The organism is Xanthomonas hydrangeae (assembly GCF_032697525.1).
Lineage (GTDB): Bacteria > Pseudomonadota > Gammaproteobacteria > Xanthomonadales > Xanthomonadaceae > Xanthomonas > Xanthomonas hydrangeae.
Window position 1 is genome coordinate 1 of the sequence record NZ_CP103836.1, and the last position, 18,589, is coordinate 18,589.

At 62.7% G+C, this 18,589-nt stretch carries 13 protein-coding genes; 8 read left to right on the forward strand and 5 right to left on the reverse strand.

Annotated elements, in window-relative coordinates:
- Positions 1-299: 299 nt before the first annotated feature.
- Positions 300-1,766, reverse strand: a complete 1,467-nt coding sequence (locus tag NYR97_RS00005; protein ID WP_316695864.1) for a rhomboid family intramembrane serine protease — start codon at positions 1,764-1,766, stop codon at positions 300-302.
- A gap of 104 nt (positions 1,767-1,870) precedes the next feature.
- Here NYR97_RS00005 and greB point away from each other — a divergent pair, with 104 nt between their 5' ends.
- The gene (gene greB, locus NYR97_RS00010; protein WP_316695865.1) at positions 1,871-2,377 is read left to right on the forward strand and encodes a transcription elongation factor GreB; all 507 of its coding nucleotides are present in this window, start codon (positions 1,871-1,873) and stop codon (positions 2,375-2,377) included.
- 121 nt (positions 2,378-2,498) lie between these two features.
- Here the strand turns inward: greB and rimO are convergent, their stop codons facing one another.
- Positions 2,499-3,872, reverse strand: a complete 1,374-nt coding sequence (rimO, locus tag NYR97_RS00015; RefSeq protein WP_316695867.1) for a 30S ribosomal protein S12 methylthiotransferase RimO — start codon at positions 3,870-3,872, stop codon at positions 2,499-2,501.
- Between the two features lie 182 nt (positions 3,873-4,054).
- On the opposite strand from rimO, the gene NYR97_RS00020 reads away from it, so the two are divergent.
- The 4 genes from NYR97_RS00020 (at position 4,055) to NYR97_RS00035 (ending at position 6,022) form a co-directional block, all read left to right on the forward strand.
- Positions 4,055-4,717 carry a dienelactone hydrolase family protein gene (locus NYR97_RS00020; protein ID WP_316695869.1) on the forward strand — a complete coding sequence of 221 codons (663 nt, stop codon included), beginning with the start codon at positions 4,055-4,057 and terminating at the stop codon, positions 4,715-4,717.
- Complete coding sequence (locus NYR97_RS00025) at positions 4,714-5,166, forward strand: HIT family protein (RefSeq protein ID WP_205394338.1); 453 nt, start codon at positions 4,714-4,716, stop codon at positions 5,164-5,166. The genes NYR97_RS00020 and NYR97_RS00025 overlap by 4 nt, the downstream gene beginning before the upstream one ends.
- 27 nt (positions 5,167-5,193) lie before the next feature.
- Positions 5,194-5,361 carry a LiaI-LiaF-like domain-containing protein gene (locus NYR97_RS00030; RefSeq protein WP_006452352.1) on the forward strand — a complete coding sequence of 56 codons (168 nt, stop codon included), beginning with the start codon at positions 5,194-5,196 and terminating at the stop codon, positions 5,359-5,361.
- 475 nt (positions 5,362-5,836) lie between these two features.
- Complete coding sequence (locus NYR97_RS00035) at positions 5,837-6,022, forward strand: LiaI-LiaF-like domain-containing protein (protein ID WP_024939537.1); 186 nt, start codon at positions 5,837-5,839, stop codon at positions 6,020-6,022.
- 22 nt (positions 6,023-6,044) lie between these two features.
- Here NYR97_RS00035 and dcd read toward each other — a convergent pair whose 3' ends face one another.
- Both dcd and apbC read right to left on the reverse strand, forming a co-directional pair.
- On the reverse strand, positions 6,045-6,614 hold the full coding sequence (gene dcd, locus NYR97_RS00040) for a dCTP deaminase (RefSeq protein WP_006452354.1): 570 nt from the start codon (positions 6,612-6,614) through the stop codon (positions 6,045-6,047).
- A gap of 96 nt (positions 6,615-6,710) precedes the next feature.
- Positions 6,711-7,562: an iron-sulfur cluster carrier protein ApbC gene (gene apbC, locus NYR97_RS00045; RefSeq protein ID WP_074057107.1), complete on the reverse strand. Its 852-nt coding sequence runs from the start codon at positions 7,560-7,562 to the stop codon at positions 6,711-6,713.
- 336 nt (positions 7,563-7,898) lie between these two features.
- On the opposite strand from apbC, the gene NYR97_RS00050 reads away from it, so the two are divergent.
- Together NYR97_RS00050 and NYR97_RS00055 are read left to right on the forward strand one after the other, a co-directional pair.
- The gene (locus tag NYR97_RS00050) at positions 7,899-10,889 is read left to right on the forward strand and encodes a TonB-dependent receptor plug domain-containing protein (RefSeq protein ID WP_316695876.1); all 2,991 of its coding nucleotides are present in this window, start codon (positions 7,899-7,901) and stop codon (positions 10,887-10,889) included.
- A gap of 378 nt (positions 10,890-11,267) precedes the next feature.
- Positions 11,268-14,342, forward strand: a complete 3,075-nt coding sequence (locus NYR97_RS00055; RefSeq protein ID WP_316695878.1) for a TonB-dependent receptor — start codon at positions 11,268-11,270, stop codon at positions 14,340-14,342.
- A gap of 112 nt (positions 14,343-14,454) precedes the next feature.
- Here the strand turns inward: NYR97_RS00055 and NYR97_RS00060 are convergent, their stop codons facing one another.
- Positions 14,455-16,050, reverse strand: a complete 1,596-nt coding sequence (locus NYR97_RS00060) for a phytoene desaturase family protein (RefSeq protein WP_316695879.1) — start codon at positions 16,048-16,050, stop codon at positions 14,455-14,457.
- Positions 16,051-16,416: 366 nt separating this feature from the next.
- Here NYR97_RS00060 and NYR97_RS00065 point away from each other — a divergent pair, with 366 nt between their 5' ends.
- Positions 16,417-18,519 carry a M13 family metallopeptidase gene (locus NYR97_RS00065; protein WP_316698451.1) on the forward strand — a complete coding sequence of 701 codons (2,103 nt, stop codon included), beginning with the start codon at positions 16,417-16,419 and terminating at the stop codon, positions 18,517-18,519.
- Positions 18,520-18,589 lie beyond the last annotated feature (70 nt).

Below are 18,589 nucleotides of genomic sequence, written 5' to 3' on the forward strand. Positions count from 1 at the left end.
AGGACCCTGCAGCAAACCCGCATCACCGAGGGCGCGATGCCCTCACCGCTCCAGAGAGTTGATCGGTTGCTTTGTTTAAAACCATGCACACCGACCATCTCCACTGGTCCTTGCCCGCCCACCGTCGCGGGACCTTACGCGGCATGGATGCCGCGTAAGAGCCTACAGGGACGTACTTGCGGCGTGTCCCGCGACGGTGGGCGGGCAAGGGCCCTGCAGCCAAACCGCAGATCACCTGCTCTGCAATCGATAGGCGCTGATGGTCGGTTTGTCGCAGCAAGCCAGCAAATCGAACCAACTCACCCATTGTCGAGCAGAAAGCGCGCCTTGTTGGCTTGGCCTTGCTCCGGAAACTGCTCCAGCACCAGCCGCAACAAGCGCGTACGCTGCGCGCCGTCCTGCAGCTCGCCATGGCGCAAGGCCAGTACGAACCAGTGCTGCGCCAACTCCGCGCGCGACGCACTGAGTTCGCATTCTTTCAACAGCCGCTCGGCGTCGGCCAGCAGCCCATTGCGCATACACGCACCGATCAAGGCTAGCCGTGCCGGCAGCGCGCAATCAATCTTGGCCTTGCTCAACTCGGCAGCGACCGCCAGCTGGATGCGCGTCTGCTCGGCGTGGTGCGTCTGCAGCTGCAACAGCGTCTGCGCATGCCGCAAGCTGTCCTGGCGATGGCCCGCGTTGCGCGCGGTGCGATAACGCGCCAGTGCCACCTCCAGATTGTGCGGCTGCTCGCCGGCCAACTCGGCCAACAGGCGCTCGGCCTCCACGTTTTCCATGCGCCCCAGATGCCGCTGCGCGCGCTCCCAGCGATCGTCCACCAGCACTGCATCGCTCTCTTCCATGAAGGCAGGTCGGGTGCGCCGCAACAGCACCAGCAAGGCACCGAGCAGCGCGCCACTGACCAACCCGCCGGCATGCGCCTCGAAGGCGACCGCAGCATTGTCGCTCGACAACAGGCTGTACAGCTCCCAGCCCAACCATAGCGGCAACAGCAGAATCGCCGGGCCGCGCACATAGTTGAATACCACGAAAAACCAGTAGAAAAACCGTACTTTGCGCCACCCCCAGACCACGCAGAACGCGCCCATCAATGCAGCGATCGCACCGGATGCGCCCAACCCGCCGCCCGGCTCGCCCCAGCGCCACCACAGGCTGGCCACGCTGGCGCCGAACCCGCCGAGCAGATACAGCAGCAGAAACCATCCACTGCCGATCGCCCCTTCCAATAGGGTGCCCAGCGCCAGCAGGAACAGCATGTTGCCCAGCAGATGATCGAAACTGCCATGCAGAAATGTCGCCGTCAGCATCCGTGCTGGCGACCACTCCGAACTGCGCTGCAGATGGCGCAGCGTAAACACCTTGGACAGGCGCGCGTCGTAGGGCGCACGCAATGCGCGCCATTCGCGCAAACGTTCCTCGTCCTCGAACAGCGTGCCGCTGCGCAATGCCTGCGCGAACGCCACATCGTTCATCGTCCGATGCGCCAGATACGCGATGCGCTGACGCGCCGGCACGCTGCCCAGCCTGGCCTGGCGCGCGGCGCGCAGCTTGGCCTCGCCGGTCTGCTCCAGATAGCGCGCGTGGGCTTGCGCCTCCAACGCGCCCAGCCCGGAGTCGACGTAATAGCGCACCGCGTTTTCGACCAAAGCGTCGTCCTTGCGCTGATAGCCCAGGTAGACCACCACATTGATCAGCACCAGCAGCAGCGTCACCCAGGGAATGTTCTGGCGCGACCAGGGTTTGTGCAGCGGCATCAGTAGCATGACGGCGTCCGTGTCCGAGAACGCAAAGCTTCGCTGTGCGGCGGCAGATGCGCAAGCAGGTCATGCGCGCTAGCATCGCGTCCCCGCCGACCGACACACCGCCCATGAGCCGCTGGCGCCCGCCTGCCGAAAAAAGCACTGCGCTGATCACGCCCGACGGCCATGCCCGGCTCAAGGCCGAGCTGGAAGAGCTCTGGCGCGTGCGCCGGCCGGAGGTGGTGCGTGCGCTGGCTGCAGCCGCTGCAGAAGGCGACCGCTCGGAGAATGCCGAATACACCTATCGCAAGAAGCAGCTCGGCGAGATCGACCGCCGTGTGCGTTATCTGAGCAAACGGCTGGAAGCGCTGCGCGTGGTGGATACCGCGCCGACCGATCCGCGCGCGGTGTTCTTCGGCGCGCAGGTCGAGCTGGAAGACGCCGACAGCGGCGACCTGCTGCACTACCGCATCGTCGGTCCGGACGAAACCGACGCGGGCCGCGGCTGGATCAGCATCGACTCGCCGCTGGCGCGCGCATTGCTGAAAAAACGCGTGGACGATGAGTTTGAAGCGCAGCTGCCGTCGGGCAAGCACACCTTCGTGGTGGTGTCGGTGGATTACGCCAGCCAGTAGCCGCGTGATCGCCATCCGCTGACCTGTAGGAGCGCACTTGTGCGCGACAGGGCGTTATCGATAACGCCTCTTCGCGCGCAAGCGCGCTCCTACGGACCGCGGTGTCCCGACACCTGACCGGTTACACCATCTGCAGATTCAACGACCGTCCTTGCTGGATCGGGGCATTGGCCGGCAATGCATCGCCGAACAGATCGTGCTCATCGCTGTCAGTGATCTCCACATCGACCAGATCGCCGATCTTCAATCCAAGCTCGCCGCCGTTCTGGATATGCACCAGCCCGTCGATTTCCGGCGCGTCCGCGCGCGAACGGGCCACCGCGATATCGTCTTCGATCAGGTCGACCAGGCATTGCTGCACGCTGCCGATCTTGGCTTCCAGCCGCGCGGCGGAAATCTCCGCCTGCTTGGCCATGAAACGCGCCAGCCGCTCCTGCTTGAGCTCTTCCGGCACTGGGTCCGGCAATGCGTTGGCGCTGGCGCCTTCCACCGGCGAATACGCGAACGCACCGACGCGATCGAGCTGGGCCTGATCCAGGAAGTCGAGCAGGGATTCGAATTCGGCATCGGTCTCGCCGGGGAAACCGACGATGAAGGTGGAGCGCACCGTGATCTCCGGGCACATCGCCTTCCAGCGCTGCACGCGTTCGAGCGTCTTTTCCACTGCGCCCGGCCGCTTCATCAGCTTGAGGATGCGCGAGCTGGCGTGCTGAAACGGGATGTCCAGGTACGGCAGCAGCTTGCCTTCGGCCATCAGCGGAATCACATCGTCCACGTGCGGGTACGGATACACGTAATGCAGGCGCGTCCACACGCCCAGCTCCGACAAACCTTCGCACAGCGCCTTCATGCGGGTTTGGTACATGCGGTCGCGCCACGGGCGCTCGGCGTATTTCAGATCCACGCCGTAAGCCGAGGTGTCCTGCGAGACCACCAGCAATTCCTTGACCCCGCCGCGCACCAGCCGCTCGGCCTCGCGCAGGACCTCATCCACAGGGCGCGAGGCCAGATCGCCGCGCATTGACGGAATGATGCAGAAACTGCAGCGGTGATTGCAGCCTTCGGAAATCTTCAGATACGCGTAATGCCGCGGGGTCAGCTTGATGCCGTAGTCGGGCACCAGATCCACGAACGGGTCGTGGCGCGGCGGCAACGCGGCGTGCACCGCCTCCATCACGCTCTGGTAGTCCTGCGGACCAGACACCGCCAGCACCTGCGGGTAGGCCTCGCGGATCTGCTCCGGGCGCTTGCCCAGGCAGCCGGTGACGATCACCTTGCCGTTGGCGTTCATCGCCTCGCCGATCGCGTCCAGCGACTCGGTCACCGCCGAATCGATGAAACCGCAGGTATTGACCACCACCACGTCGGCAGCGTCGTAGCTGGGCACGATGTCGTAGCCCTCCACGCGCAGCTGGGTGAGGATGCGTTCGGAGTCGACGAGCGCCTTCGGGCAGCCAAGGCTGACGAAGCCGACTTTGGGGTTCAGCTGGGACATGGAAGCAGGAGCCTGGGGAACGGAGCGGCCTGGGGCCTGAGTGGGGCAATTATAGCGGCGTGCGGGCAACGCTCTGAACCGCCGTGCCTCGCCAGCCCGGCCGGCTTTGCGAAACCCTCACTTTTCACGATGCCGGTCCGGTCGATAATGCGCGCATCCCTCGCTGCACATCAGGAATTCCCATGGGTCACTGGACCACGCTCGACACCCCCGACGGCCAGGTCGCCGCCTGGCACGCCACTCCGACCACCAGCCCGCGCGGCGGCCTGGTGGTGATCCAGGAGATCTTCGGCGTCAACGAACATATCCGCGCAGTGGCCGATGATTACGCCGCACGCGGCTACGAAGTGCTGGCACCGGCCTTCTTCGACCTGGAAGAAAAGGACGTGCAGCTGCCCTACGACCAGGAAAGCCTGCAACGCGGCCTGGCCCTGGCCAATGCAGTCGGCCTGGAGCGCGCGGTGGAGGTGATCAAATCCGCCGCCACCCTGCTCAGCCGCGCCGGCAAGGTCGGCACCGTGGGCTATTGCTGGGGGGGCTCGGTGGCGCTGCTGTCGGCAATCCGCCTGGGACTGCCCTCGGTGAGCTACTACGGCGGCCGCAACACCCAGTTGCTGGACGAAACCCCCAAGGCGCCGGTGATGTTCCACTTCGGCGAGCGCGACACCAGCATTCCGCCCGAGGCGATCCAGGCCCACCGCGAGAAGCTGCCGCAGATGGAAACCTTCGTGTATCCGACCGGCCACGCCTTCAACCGCAGCATCGACCCCACCCACTACGACGCCGACAGCGCCGAGCGCGCGTTGGAGCGCACCCTGGGCTTCTTCGAAGCGCATCTGGGATGAGCGGGACTGCGGCAAGCGAATCTGCCCCAAGCAGGTCCGGAGCGAGCGGCTTCCAGCTAGATCCGCGCCTTGCGGCCGATAGCGTCTTCGTCGCCGACGGACCGCTGTCGCAGGTGCGGCTGATGGACGACAGCCGCTTCCCGTGGATCGTGCTGGTGCCGCGGGTGGCCGAGGTCAGCGAATGGATCGATCTGGATGGCGGCCAGCAGCGCCTGTTGCTGGCCGAGATCAATCAGCTCTCGCAGTTGCTGCGCGTCGAGCCCGAAGTGACCAAGCTCAATATCGGCGCGCTGGGCAACATCGTGCGGCAGCTGCACGTACATCTGGTCGGCCGGCACCCAGGCGATGCCGCCTGGCCCGGCCCGGTGTGGGGTAGCGGCAGCGCGCAACGTTTCGCGCCCGATGCGTTGCAACACCGTGTCGCTGCGTGGGCGCAACGGCTACGATAGGCGCCCGTCTTTCAACCACCCTTCCGCATGAAATCCAATGTCGTCGCCGCGCTGATCCTGATCCTCGTCGGCCTGCTGTTTCTGGCCAATAACCTGGGCTGGACCAATGTCAGCCTTGGTCGGCTGATCGCCACGTGGTGGCCGGCGGCATTGGTCGCTTGCGGTGTGGGGATGTTGTTTGGGCGGGGCAAATAGCCGGGAATGGGGAATCGTAAGAGCGGGCTTCTGGCGCTGTTGATTCCCGGACTGTCCGGCCGTAGCTGCTGATCTGTCATTGATCGAATGCGGCAATGCGCCTTGATGCGCGGCTCTATCGCCTGCGCGCATGATGGGCGTCGGCTCCCATAAACATGGAATGGAGCGATTCCAGCAGTCGATCGGTCCAGCGCATGGTCGGAGCGCCAACATCCCTTCTCCCGTCGGGAGAAGGTGCCCCGAAGGGGCGGATGAGGGTACGCGCGAAGCCTCATGCGCTAGCCGACTGCACCCGTAGCAAGCCAGAGTTCCTGTCTCCCTAACAATGCCAGCGAACACGACATGGCCACCAATGCAGCCATGACCTTGCGACCTTGCCGACATGACGTCTGTCATCCGCAAGAGTTGACTTCCGGCACCTGATCGGTGGGCGTGTTGCGCGCAGCATGGGCGCACACCTACCGAGGACATTGCCATGCACTATCGCCTGATTCCCGCCCTGTTCCTGATCACGCTGGGCACGCTGTTTCTGCTGGACAACCTCGGGCTGGCCCGTATCGACCTGGGCAACCTGGTGTCGACCTGGTGGCCGGCACTGCTGATCGCCGCCGGCGTACGCCAACTGCTGCGCTACCGCGAGCGGGCCACCGCGACCTGCTGAAGGCCGCGGCTGCTCCACTGCATCAGGTGCGCGGCAGGGTCACGCCGGTCTGGCCCTGGTACTTGCCGCCGCGGTCCTTGTACGAGGTCTCGCAGACTTCGTCGGACTGGAAGAACAGCATCTGCGCCACGCCTTCGTTGGCGTAGATGCGCGCCGGCAGCGGCGTGGTGTTGCTGAATTCCAGGGTCACGTGACCTTCCCACTCCGGCTCCAGCGGGGTCACGTTGACGATGATGCCGCAGCGCGCGTACGTACTCTTGCCCAGGCACACCACGAGGGTGTCGCGCGGGATGCGGAAGTATTCCACCGTGCGTGCCAGCGCGAAGCTGTTCGGCGGGATGATGCAGACATCCGATTCGATATCGACAAAGCTGCCCGGATCGAAGTGCTTCGGGTCGACGATCGTCGAGTTGATATTGGTGAAGATCTTGAACTCGCGCGAGCAGCGCACGTCGTATCCGTAGCTGGAGGTGCCGAAGCTGACGATGCGCTGGCCGGCGGCGTCGTGCTTGATCTGGCCGGGTTCGAACGGCTCGATCATCGCCTGCTGCTCGGCCATGCGCCTGATCCAGCGGTCGCTTTTGATGCTCATGTGATGTTCCTTGAAGACGGAAGGCAACGGGCCAAGCGGCCCGCGCGAAGACCGCGAATTCTAACAAGCGGCCGGCACTGCTGGCCGAGCCGCGCGCTACAGCAACGAGGCCGAAATCGGAATGCTGGCGCGCGGGCGCTTGCCCAGCTCCTCGGTCAGGCGCGCAGCGGCGGCCAAGTAAGCCTTTGCTGCTGCCGACTCGGGCGCGGCAACGACAATCGGCTGGCCGGCATCGCCCTGCTCGCGGATCGCAATCTCCAACGGCAACGACCCCAGCAAGGGCACGCCGTACTGCGCCGCCATGCGCTCACCGCCGCCTTCGCCGAACAGATGCTCACGGTGGCCGCAACTGGAACAGGTGTGCACCGCCATATTCTCCACGATCCCAAGTACCGGCACCTCCACCTTTTCGAACATCTTCAAGGCCTTGCGCGCATCCAGCGTGGCGATGTCCTGCGGCGTGGTGACGATCACCGCGCCGGCCACCGGAATCTTCTGCGACAGGGTCAGCTGGATGTCGCCGGTGCCTGGCGGCAGGTCGATCAACAGATAATCCAGGTCGTCCCACAGCGTGTCGTTGAACAGTTGGGTCAACGCCGAGGTCGCCATCGGCCCGCGCCAGATCATCGGCGTGTCCTGATCGACCAGCAGGCCGATCGACATCGCCTCGATGCCGAACGCGCGCAGCGGCTCGATCGACTTGTTGTCCGGGCTGTCCGGCCGCCCGCTCAGGCCCAGCATCGCCGGCACGCTCGGCCCGTAGATGTCCGCATCCAGCACGCCCACGCGCGCCCCCTGCTGACGCAAGGCCAGCGCCAGATTCACCGCCGTGGTCGACTTGCCCACCCCACCCTTGCCGGAACCGACCGCAATCACATTGCGGATCCGCGGATGCGGCGCCAGCGCACCCTGCACCGCATGCGCGGCAATCCTGCGCGCGCCACTCATGCGCGGCACACCTGCGCGGGGGCGATCGTCGCGCTCACAACACCTTCCAACATCGTCGTCATGCCTACCTGAATTCGTCGTGGGCGCAGCGGCAGCGACGCAAGAACGCCGCCGGGTACTGCGCCATGGAAGTGGTCAGTGTACCGGCTCGTCCAGACACATCCGCCTGGCGACTTCGCTGAAGAAATTCACAAGCAGCTACGAATATGTCAAGTGGAGACATATTTCACAAATATAGACACATGATTAAGGAATTGTTACGTTCGGGTTCTAGTTCAGCCAGCGCTCAGTGAGCACAGCTGTTTCGCCAACTCCCAGCGAGGAATCTGTCAGGTCATGTCGAGTCGTCTTCCGCAACACGCACACCGTCATCGTTTGAGCACCGCATTATTTGCCGTACTGGCCGCTTCTGCCGGACAAGCTGCGGCGCAATCAGAAAACGGTGTCGCGCCCGGCACCACTGATCTGGACAAGGTCACCGTCACCGGCTCGCGCATCGCGCGTACCGGCTTTGTGACGCCCTCGCCGGTCACGGCGATCAGCGCCGAAGAAATCCGTGCCACCGGCGCGACCACCATCAGCGACCTGATGGCACGCATGCCTGCGCTGGCGCCGAGCTACACGCTGGGCAATTCCACCCGCTTCATCGGGACCGCCGGTCTGGGCCTGCTCGACCTGCGCGGCATGGGCGTGGATCGCACCCTGGTGCTGGTCAACGGGCGTCGCCACGTGAGTTCCAGCCCGGGTTCGACCGCCGTGGACGTCAACACGATCCCGGTGGAATGGGTCGAACGCGTCGAAGTCATCACCGGTGGCGCCTCGGCCGTGTATGGCGCCGACGCGGTGGCCGGCGTGGTCAACTTCATCCTCAAGAAGAACTTCACCGGTTTCGAGACGCGCGCGCAGACCGGCCTGGCCGATGAGGGCAACTACAATCGCTCCTTCGCCAGCTTCTCGGCAGGCACCGACTTTGCGGACGGCCGCGGCAACATTGCGGTGTCCGGCGAATACAGCAAGCAGGACCGCTTCGGTCGCGGCAACCGCGCCATCGGTCGCGAGTATCTGGTGTCGGTTCCCAATCCCTCGTTCGACCCGAGCCAACCGCCGAGCGAGCGCAATCCGCAGAACGTGCTCAGCGGCCCGGGCGGCAATCATTCGACCTCCTATGGCGGCACCTTCAACCTGGGTACCTTCGATTTCCGCAACCCGGCCAGCTATGGCAACCGCTACCTGTTCAACGAAGACGGCAGCTTCCGCCGCAATCGCTACAACGGCACGGTGGTCAGCAATACCTCCTGCGTGGATTGCGATTTCGTCGATCTGAATGCGGTTGCCGACCTGCAGCCGGGCTTCGATCGCAAGAGCGTCAACACCATGATCAACTTCGAGATCAGCGAGAACCATCGCCTGTTCTTCGAAGGCAAGTACAGCGAGACCGATTCGGAATTCTTCGGCCAGCCGGCCTTCGACAGTTCGCTGCGCGTGCGTCGCCAGAATCCGTATGTCAGCCCCGAACTCGGTGCGCTGATGGATGCGCGCGGTGCCACGCAGATCCTGATGAACCGCTTCAACGTCGATGCCGGCCGTCGCGGCGAGAACATCGAGCGCAAGACCTACCGCGCAGTGCTCGGCGCCGAAGGCAATTTCACCGACAACTGGAGCTACGACGTGTCTGCCAACTACGGCAAGACCACGGTCGATCGCCTGAACCTCAACAACCGTATCAACGAGCGCTGGCAGGCCGGTATCGACGCCGCACGTGATGCCAGCGGCAACATCGTCTGCCGCACCACGCTGGATCCGAACGCGATCAATCCCCACACCAACCGCGTCTATTCAGCCCTGGCGCGCGAAGGCTGCGTGCCGTTCAGTGTATTCGGCAACGGCGCGGTGACCCCGGAAGCAGCGGCGTGGTTCAACACCACCGCGCGCGCGCAGGCCAAGATCCAGCAGACCGTATTCAGTGCATCGGTAGCCAACAGCAACCTGTTGTCGCTGCCGGCCGGCGACATCGGGTTTGCCGGTGGCGTGGAATACCGCAAGGAGCAGAGCGAGGAGATCACCGATCCGCTCGCAGCCTCGGGCGCGACCTTCCTCAACGCCATCCCCAATAGCGGTGGCGAATACACCGTCAAGGAAGTCTTCGTCGAGAGCACCATTCCGTTGCTCGCCGGCCTGCCGGGCGTGGACCGGTTGGCGCTGGACGTGGCAGGACGCTATTCGGACTACGACAGCATCGGCTCGACCAAGACCTGGAACGTGGGCCTGGACTGGACCATCATCCCGTCGCTGCGTCTGCGCGGCACCGTGGCGCAGGCAGTGCGTGCACCCAGCATCGGCGAGTTGTACGACTCGCAGAGCGAGAACTTCGCGACCATCAACGATCCTTGCAACTACCTGCCGACCAATTCCAATCGTCCTGGTACCGCCGGCGACGTGGCATTGCGTCAGGCCAACTGCAGCGCGCTGGGCGTGCCGGTCGGTTGGATCGACACGTTCACCTCGACCCGCCCGGGCGTGAGCGGCGGCAATCCGCAGTTGAAGCCGGAACGTGCACGCAGCCTCTCCTACGGCCTGGTCTGGCAGCCGGAGTTCTTCGAAGGCTTCGGCATGTCGATCGACTACTGGCGCATCGACTTGCAGGACGCAATCGGCACGGTGACTGCAGAGACCAACGCAACGCGCTGCGTGGACAATCCGGGCGGCATCGACAACAGCTTCTGCGGCTTCGTGCAGCGCGCCCCGCTGGGTGGATTCACCGACCCGCAGGGACGCATCTATCCCGAACACAGCATCATCGGCTGGCAGGCGCTCAACGAAAACCTGTCGCGCTCGCGGCGTGTAGGCGTGGATCTGGAAATGGACTACCGCTTCCAGCTCGGCCAAGGCAATACGGTGCTGCGCTTTGTCGGCACGCGCCTGATCCAGTCGCGCGAATGGGTGTTCCAGGACTTCCCGGCCGAGTACGACGAGTACGTCACCTACGTGACCGACCCGCGCTGGCGCGCGCAGTTCCAGACCAAGTACAACTGGAACGAATGGCGTGCCTCGTGGGACATGAACTATGTGGACGGCAACCTGCGCGTGACTCCGGAAAGCTACAACAGCAACCCGGGCTCGGCCAGCCCGATCAAGAACGGCTCGTACACGTACCACAACTTCCAGTTTGGCTATCAGTTCCCCGGCTCGAAGATCGACGTCTACCTCGGCATCGACAACGCCTTCGACAAGGACCCGCCGCGCAACTACTTCGGCTCGGATTTCAATTCTGCGCTGTATGACAACGTCGGGCGGTTCTTTTACCTGGGCACGACAGTCCGGTTCTGAGGCCTGTTGGCGATGCATCGAAAAGACCCCATTTGACGGGGTCTTTTTTGAATCCATGTTTCAGATGAAACCAGTCAACCAGACGCGACAATCAGTTACTGATATGGCGGCAAGGTAGCGTTCGGTTGGGCCGCTCGATGTCACGCCGCATCGCGCGCACTGACAAAAATGAATACTAGCGTGACCCAAGCCGGGCGGTATTTGCATGCCAGGCAATTTGTGCGCGGATCCGCATATTCGGTGCGGATCTCGCCCTTTTCATTAACGAATCATTCAAAAGGCTTGCGACTCAGCCCACAGATTCATTACGTTCGGGTTAAGGCCATCTGACTCTTCGATGACCGCCACTTCTCCCGATACCCAGTTGAAAGGTTAGGAATGAGCAATCAATTTCGTCGCCACGCCCTCAAGCGCACCGCTCTGGCTGTTGTGCTCGGCGCGTGTCTCGCCAACGGTGCGGTCTACGCACAAAGCACGACCGGCAGCATCTACGGTAGCGCTCCCTCGGAAGCGGGCAGCACCATCGTCGTGCAGAGCGACACCGGCCTCAGCCGCACGATCACCATCGACGCCAATGGCCGTTACAACCTCGGCTCGTTGCCGGTGGGCGCCTACACCGTCACCCTCAAGCGTGGCGATCAGGTCGTCGATACCCGCAAGAACGTGCAGCTGCGCGTAGGGTCCGGCACAGAGGTGTCGTTTGCTGGCGAAACTGCCAGCGGCAGCACCGACGCAACAACGCTCGGCGCGATCACGGTGACCGCCGCCAACGCACCGAAGATCGACGTCAGTTCCACCAGCTCGCGCTCGGTGATCACCTCCGAGCAGTTGGCAACCCTGCCGCTGGGACGCAGCGCCGAAGCGATTGCGTTGCTTGCGCCAGGCGCGATTTCCGGAAGTGGCGCCTTCAACAATGGCTCGCGGTCCACCATCTCGTTCGGCGGCGCTGGTGTAACGGAAAATGCCTATTACATCAACGGCGTTAATGTCACTAATCCGTTCAACAACCTCGGCGGGCTCAGCCTCCCCTACGGCGCAATCGACCAACAGGAAACATATACGGGCGGCTACAGCGCGAAGTACGGCCGCTCGACCGGCGGCGTCATCAGCCAAGTGGGTAAACGCGGCACCAACGAGTGGCATTTTGGTGCGCAAGCGGTATGGGAACCGAAATCGCTGGCGAGCTCACGCGGCGATGCTTGGTATCCGAATAGCGAACTTCCGGAGAATTATGGTTATGAAGATGATGACCTGCCCGGGACGATCTATCGCCGCGGCAAGGGCGACGTGCAGAACAGGACCGTTTACAGCGCGTACGCGGGTGGTCCGCTGATTGAGGATCGCCTATTCCTGTTCGTGGCCGGCGAAACGGACAAGGTCGACGGAGCAACCACCAATATTGCGACGGCCGCCAGCGACCAGGGGCGCAGCCATTATGAGAACAGTTCGCCGAAGTTCTATGGAAAACTGGACTGGAATATTAATGACAGCAATATTTTAGAATATACGCGCATCGAAAATAACGACCGACGTTCTGGCGTGTACAACAACTACGACTATGCAACACTTGCGGATCAGGGCCCTTCTGGCTTGTTCACGGATACGTACAAGCTCAAAGACAGTGTCGATATCGTCAAGTTCACCAGTTACATCACAGACGACCTGACCCTCAATGCAACGTGGGGACGCGATACTCAGCACAACCAACAGTTCAACCCCGGTGCTTCGGCATTGCCCAACATCGCCAGTTCGACTCTACAGGACCCTGCCATCACCGGCGGTCGGCGCATCACCAACGGGCAGGCCACTACGACTGTCAAGGCAGCAGACCCGATCAATAAGAGCCGCAATCTGCGCCTGGAACTGAACTATCGTCTGGGCGATCATGATTTGACCGCCGGCGTGGATAATATGTACTTCAATGCTTACGACGAAGGCGTCTTTACCAGTGGTCCAGGGTACCGCTGGATCTACGGCAGGCAGGACGATCCCAGCGAACCCATCAATGGTGCTCTGGGCGTCGGCGCCTCCGGAGGTAATGGCTACTTCGTGAACCGCCGTATCTTCACCACAGTTACCAGCATGGCCGTCGAGCAGAAGGCCTACTACTTGGAAGATCGGTGGCAAGTCAACGATAACTGGCTCCTCACGCTGGGTATCCGCAACGACAAGTTCACTAACTACAACAGCGATCATGTGGCTTACGTGGACAGTGGTGACCAGTGGGCTCCGCGCGTCGGGGTGAGCTGGGATGTCTTTGGCGACTCTTCCTTCAAGGTGTTCGCCAATGTCGGTCGCTACTATCTAGCCTTACCCAATCAGGTTGCGATCCGAGGAGCATCCGCCTCGACGTTCACCAATGAGTATTTCGCGTATTCGGGGATCGACGCCAACGGCGAGCCGACCGGTCTGACTGCACTGGGTCCTGGCCCGGTTTCCTCTAATGGTGAATATGGTCAAGCCCCGGATCCGAACTCGTTCGCACCAAGCGATCTGAAGTCGCAGTATCAAGACGAGTTCCTGATCGGCTTCGAAAAGACGCTTGGCGAGAAGTGGAATTCAGGCGCCAAAGTCACCTACCGTAAATTGCAGACCGCGATCGATGATGTCTGTGATCCCGGTCGTATGTCCGATGCGCTCGAAGCAGCAGGCGGCGATGCCAGCAGCGTGAGCATTCCTGGTTGCGTGATGTTCAACCCTGGCGAGACCAATACCTACAACCTTGCCAACACCGATGGCTCCGGCTACACCCAGCTGCGCATGTCGCAGTCCGATTGGGGCTTTACGGACAAGGCCAAGCGCAACTACGTGGCGGTGGACCTGTTTATCGAGCATCCTTTTGATGAAAAGTGGTATGGCCGCGTCGATTACACATGGTCGCATCTCTACGGAAACACCGAAGGACAGGTGAAGTCAGACCTCGGGCAAGCCGATATTTCCAAAACCCAGGATTGGGACGCAGCCCAGCTAATGTCCTACGCCGGTGGCAATCTGGCCAACGATCGTCGCCATCAGTTGAAGGCGTTCGGCGCCTACCAATTCACTCCAGAATGGCTGGCATCTGCCACGGTCAGGGTGATGTCGGGCACACCGAAGTCGTGCCTGGGTTATTACGCCGGCCCTGACGCTGCAGCGGTAAATTATGATCCGGTGGGTTATGGTTCGTCGTATCACTACTGCTATGGTCAACCTGTATCTGCGGGCGGCGCTGGCGAGACTCCATGGATCAAAAATCTGGATCTGGGCGTCACGTATCGTCCAGGCTTCGCCGATCACAAATTGGCGTTTTCGCTCAATGTGTTCAATGTGCTGAATGACCGTTCGGTCAATCGCGTCTCCAGCACCAACGAAGTCACTCGCCGGACTGTGTCCAATACATATGGACTTGGCACCGAAGCGTGGAGCTACAACCAGCCGCGCTATATGCGTCTGACCGCCTCATACGATTTCTGATCGTTTGATTGCGAGCGAAGGCGAGGTGTATTCACTCGCCTTTGCCCTGCAGGCGTCCTGTCTCCGGCCCCGGTCTTTCCGGGGCTTTTTTTTGGCTGCCAACGCGGCTGCGTCAGCTGTCCAAAATAACCCGCGCAGCATTATGCCCAGGCGCGCCGGTCACCCCGCCGCCGGGATGCGTCCCGGACCCGCATAGATACAGCCCGGGTATAGCGCCGCGATAGGCGCCCTGGCCCAGCATCGGACGTGCGCTGAACAATTGGTTGAGGCTGAGCGCGCCGTGGAAGATGTCTCCGCCGATCAGGCCAAAGATTCGCTCCAGGTCGAGTGGACTCAGCACCTGCCGGCCCAGCACCGATGCAGCGAATCCTGGCGCGTAGCGCTCCACCGTTGCAATCATCAGATCTGCGACCTCCTCGCGATGATCGTCCCAGTGCCGACCATCAGGCAGTTGCGGCGCCACGTGCTGGCAAAACAGGCTGGCCACATGCTGGCCGGGCGGTGCCAGCGAGTCGTCCAGCGTGCTGGGAATCAGCAGTTCGACCACCGGCTCGCGCGACCATCCGGATGCGCGCGCGTCCTGCCAGGCGCGGTCCATGTAATCCAGACTCGGCGCGAGAATGATGCCGGCGGTGAGATGGTCGCCCGCACCCGGCAATGCGGTAAATTCCGGCAGGCGAGAGAGCGCCACGTTCATGCGGAACGTGCCTGATCCACAGCGGTAATGCGCCATGCGTTCGTGTGTGGGCACAGGGACATCTTCTGGACGCATCAGGCGTTGATAGAGCAGTTTCGGATTGACGTTGGCAACCACTGCACGCGCTCGAATCGTCTCTCCGTGAGCGGTGAGGACACCGACCGCACGCCCCTGCTCCACCAGTACGCGATCCACCGCACAGCCGGTACGCATCTGCGCACCGTATTCGCGCGCGCTGGCGGCCATTGCCCGGGTAATGGCGCCCATGCCACCGATGGCGTGGCCCCAGGCGCCCTTGACGCCGTTGCTTTGCCCGAACACGTGGTGCAACAACACATAAGCCGTGCCCGGCGCGTACGGGCTGGCGTAATTGCCGACGATGCCGTCGAAACCAAACAACGCCTTGATCGGCGCGCTTTCGAACCAGCGATCCAGATACTCGGCTGCGGAAATCGTGAATAAATCGAGCAGGTCCTGACGTAACGTGAGCGGCAAGCCCTGCAGCTGCAGCCCCACCTTTGCCGCTCGCCACAACTGCGGCAACGCTTGCAGCCAACCACCCTCGGTGACATCGGGCGGCGGCTGCAATGCCAGCGCACGCAAGACATCGGCCAGTTGCTCCAGCCGCGCTTCATAGGCAGGCAGTGCAGCGGCATCGCGTGCGGAGAATTTGGCGACTTCCGCAGCGGTGCGCCCAGCACCGGCCAGCAGATACTCACCATCCGGTAGCGGCAGAAAGTTGTTGATGCGGCGCGCAACCACGCGCAGGCCATGTCGCTCCAAAGCAAGATCGGTGATGACCTTGGGCTGCAGCAACGACACCGTATACGCCGCCACTGAATTGCGAAATCCGGGATGAAATTCTTCGGTGACTGCTGCGCCGCCGACCACATCGCGCGCTTCCAGTACCAGCACGCGCTTGCCTGCCTTGGCCAGATATGCAGCGCACACCAGGCCATTGTGGCCGGCGCCGATGATCAGTGCGTCCAACGGTTCGGAGGCGGTAGGCATGCGCTCGTATATAGCATCGCTTGCCCGGGTCGGCCATTCGCGCAGTGGCGATCATCGTCACCGATGTGCGCTCACCATCACCGACAGGGTCCATGTCTGCCGAGAACATGAACCAAACACCCGCGCGATGCAGATTGAGAAGGCCGCAGGCTCCCTACCCAGCGCGTCACGGCACGTACGCCACGTTGCCATCCAGCAGCCGCATGCCAAACAGCCGTCAGCCCAACGTATCTACACACGCCGCACCCATGACCTTCGACACCATGCCATCCGGCTGGCGAGGCGTAGAGTGCCGGCCACGGCCCTGGCGACGGGGCTTCCCAATCCGCTGCTTATGGAGCCTTTGTGATTCGAACACCTCATTTATTGACGCTGACCCTGGCCGTGGCCACCGCGCTGAGCGCTTGCAAGAAGTCTGAAGACGCCGCGCCTGCCGCCCCCGCGGCCGACACAGCGGCAACCACGCCCGCTGCACCCAAGACGCTGACCCTGGACCAGAGCAAGCTGCCGGCGGTGAACCAGTTCACTGCCGCCGACCTGGATGCCAACGGCAACGCCTGTACCGACCTCAACGCCTACGCCAATGCCAAGTTCCTGGCCGCCAATCCGGTGCCGAGCGATCGCACCAGCTGGGGCGCGTTCGAGATGCTCGACGAGCGCTCCAATGCGATCCAGCAGCAGCTGGTCGAACAGGCTGCGGCCGACACCAGCGCCAGCGGCGTGGAAAAAATCGTCGGCGACCTGTGGTCGACCGGCATGGACGAAGCCAAAATCAACTCTCAGGGTATCGAGCCGCTGAAGCCTGAACTGGCCGCGATCGACGCCATCAGCGACCAGGCCAAACTGGTCGACTATCTGCGCAGCAGCGCGGCCAAGGGCAACAACGAACTCTTCAGCTTCGGCGCCGAGGCGGACTTCAAGAAGTCCAGCCAGAACATCGCTTACGCCATGCAAGGCGGCCTGGGTTTGCCGGATCCGGAGTACTACACCAGCCCTACCAACAAGGCCAAGCTGGAGGCATACCAGGCGCACGTCGCCAAGGTGCTGGAGCTGTCCGGCGTGGCTGCGGCCGATGCCGCCGCGCAGGCCAAGCAGGTGGTCGCGTTCGAAAGCCGTCTGGCCAAGGTCTCCAAGACCAGCACCCAACTGTCGCGCGATGCCTCGCTGGCCTACAACCCGATCTCGCCGGCCGATGCCGACAAGCTGACTCCGAACTGGTCGTGGACCGAGTTCTTCAAGTCGCAGGGCGTGACCACGCCGGAAATGTTCTCGCTGGCGATCCCGGCCTTCCATCAGGAAGTCAGCAAGATGATCGCCGACACCGACCCGGCAATCTGGCGCGCCTACCTGCGCTTCCACACCGTCGATGGCGCCTCGCCGTTCCTGAGCCAGCCGTTCGTCGATGAGAACTTCGCGTTCTACAACAAGACCCTGCGCGGCCAGAAGGAAATCAAGCCGCGTTGGAAGCGCGTACTGGCGACCATCAACGGCCAGACCGGCGAAGCCTTGGGCCAGATGTACGTCAAGGTCGCGTTCCCGGCAGATTCCAAGGCCAAGATGGAAACGCTGGTGACCAATCTGCGCACCGCGCTGAAGGCCCGCATCGAAAAGCTCGACTGGATGAGCCCGGAGACCAAGACCAAGGCGATCGCCAAGTGGGAGAGCTTCACGCCCAAGATCGGCTACCCGGAAAAGTGGCGTGAGTGGAACGGCTTGAACACCAGCCGTGACAGCTACCTGGGCAACGTGATGGCCGCGTCCGAATACAACTACAAGTGGAACCTGTCCAAGATCGGCAAGCCGGTGGACAAGACCGAATGGGGCATGAGCCCGCAGACGGTCAATGCGTACTACAACCCGCTGCAGAACGAGATCGTGTTCCCGGCGGCGATCCTGCAGCCGCCGTTCTTCGACCCGAATGCACCGGAGGAAATGAACTACGGCGGTATCGGCGCGGTGATCGGCCATGAGATGACGCATGGTTACGACGACCAGGGCAGCCGCTTCGGTGCCGATGGCAACTTCATCGCCGATCCGGGTTGGTGGACGCAGAAGGACCTGGACGCGTTCAAGGCGCGCACCGGCAAGCTGGTGGCGCAGTTCGACAGCTATCGCACCCCGGCTGGCGACAAGGTCAAGGGCGACCTGACCCTGGGCGAAAATATCGCCGACCTGGGCGGCCTCAACACCGCCTACGACGCGATGAAGACCGCCACCGCCGGCAAGGACGATCCCAAGAGCGACGGCATCACCCGCGACCAGCGCTTCTTCCTCAACTGGGCCACGGTGTGGCGCCGCAACTTCACCCCGGAAGAACTGGTGGTGCGCCTGAAGACCGATCCGCATGCCCCGGCCAACTTCCGCGCCATCGGTGCGCCTTCGAACATGCCGGCGTTCGCCGCCGCGTTTTCCTGCAAGGCGGGGGATCCGATGGTGCGTCAGGGCGATCAGCAGGTCGTGATCTGGTAATCGTAGTCGCAAGAAAGCGGTAACCAACGCGGGCGGCGATCGGTTGATCGTCGCCCGTTTTTTTGGGCAT

Coding starts and splice junctions, on each gene's coding strand:
- NYR97_RS00060 (WP_316695879.1), bottom strand. CDS start 16,050: ATGCCTACCGCCTCCGAACCGTTGGACGCACTGATCATCGGCGCCGGC.
- NYR97_RS00050 (WP_316695876.1), top strand. CDS start 7,899: ATGTCGAGTCGTCTTCCGCAACACGCACACCGTCATCGTTTGAGCACC.
- NYR97_RS00055 (WP_316695878.1), top strand. CDS start 11,268: ATGAGCAATCAATTTCGTCGCCACGCCCTCAAGCGCACCGCTCTGGCT.
- NYR97_RS00035 (WP_024939537.1), top strand. CDS start 5,837: ATGCACTATCGCCTGATTCCCGCCCTGTTCCTGATCACGCTGGGCACG.
- greB (WP_316695865.1), top strand. CDS start 1,871: ATGAGCCGCTGGCGCCCGCCTGCCGAAAAAAGCACTGCGCTGATCACG.
- dcd (WP_006452354.1), bottom strand. CDS start 6,614: ATGAGCATCAAAAGCGACCGCTGGATCAGGCGCATGGCCGAGCAGCAG.
- rimO (WP_316695867.1), bottom strand. CDS start 3,872: ATGTCCCAGCTGAACCCCAAAGTCGGCTTCGTCAGCCTTGGCTGCCCG.
- NYR97_RS00005 (WP_316695864.1), bottom strand. CDS start 1,766: ATGCTACTGATGCCGCTGCACAAACCCTGGTCGCGCCAGAACATTCCC.
- NYR97_RS00030 (WP_006452352.1), top strand. CDS start 5,194: ATGAAATCCAATGTCGTCGCCGCGCTGATCCTGATCCTCGTCGGCCTG.
- apbC (WP_074057107.1), bottom strand. CDS start 7,562: ATGAGTGGCGCGCGCAGGATTGCCGCGCATGCGGTGCAGGGTGCGCTG.
- NYR97_RS00025 (WP_205394338.1), top strand. CDS start 4,714: ATGAGCGGGACTGCGGCAAGCGAATCTGCCCCAAGCAGGTCCGGAGCG.
- NYR97_RS00020 (WP_316695869.1), top strand. CDS start 4,055: ATGGGTCACTGGACCACGCTCGACACCCCCGACGGCCAGGTCGCCGCC.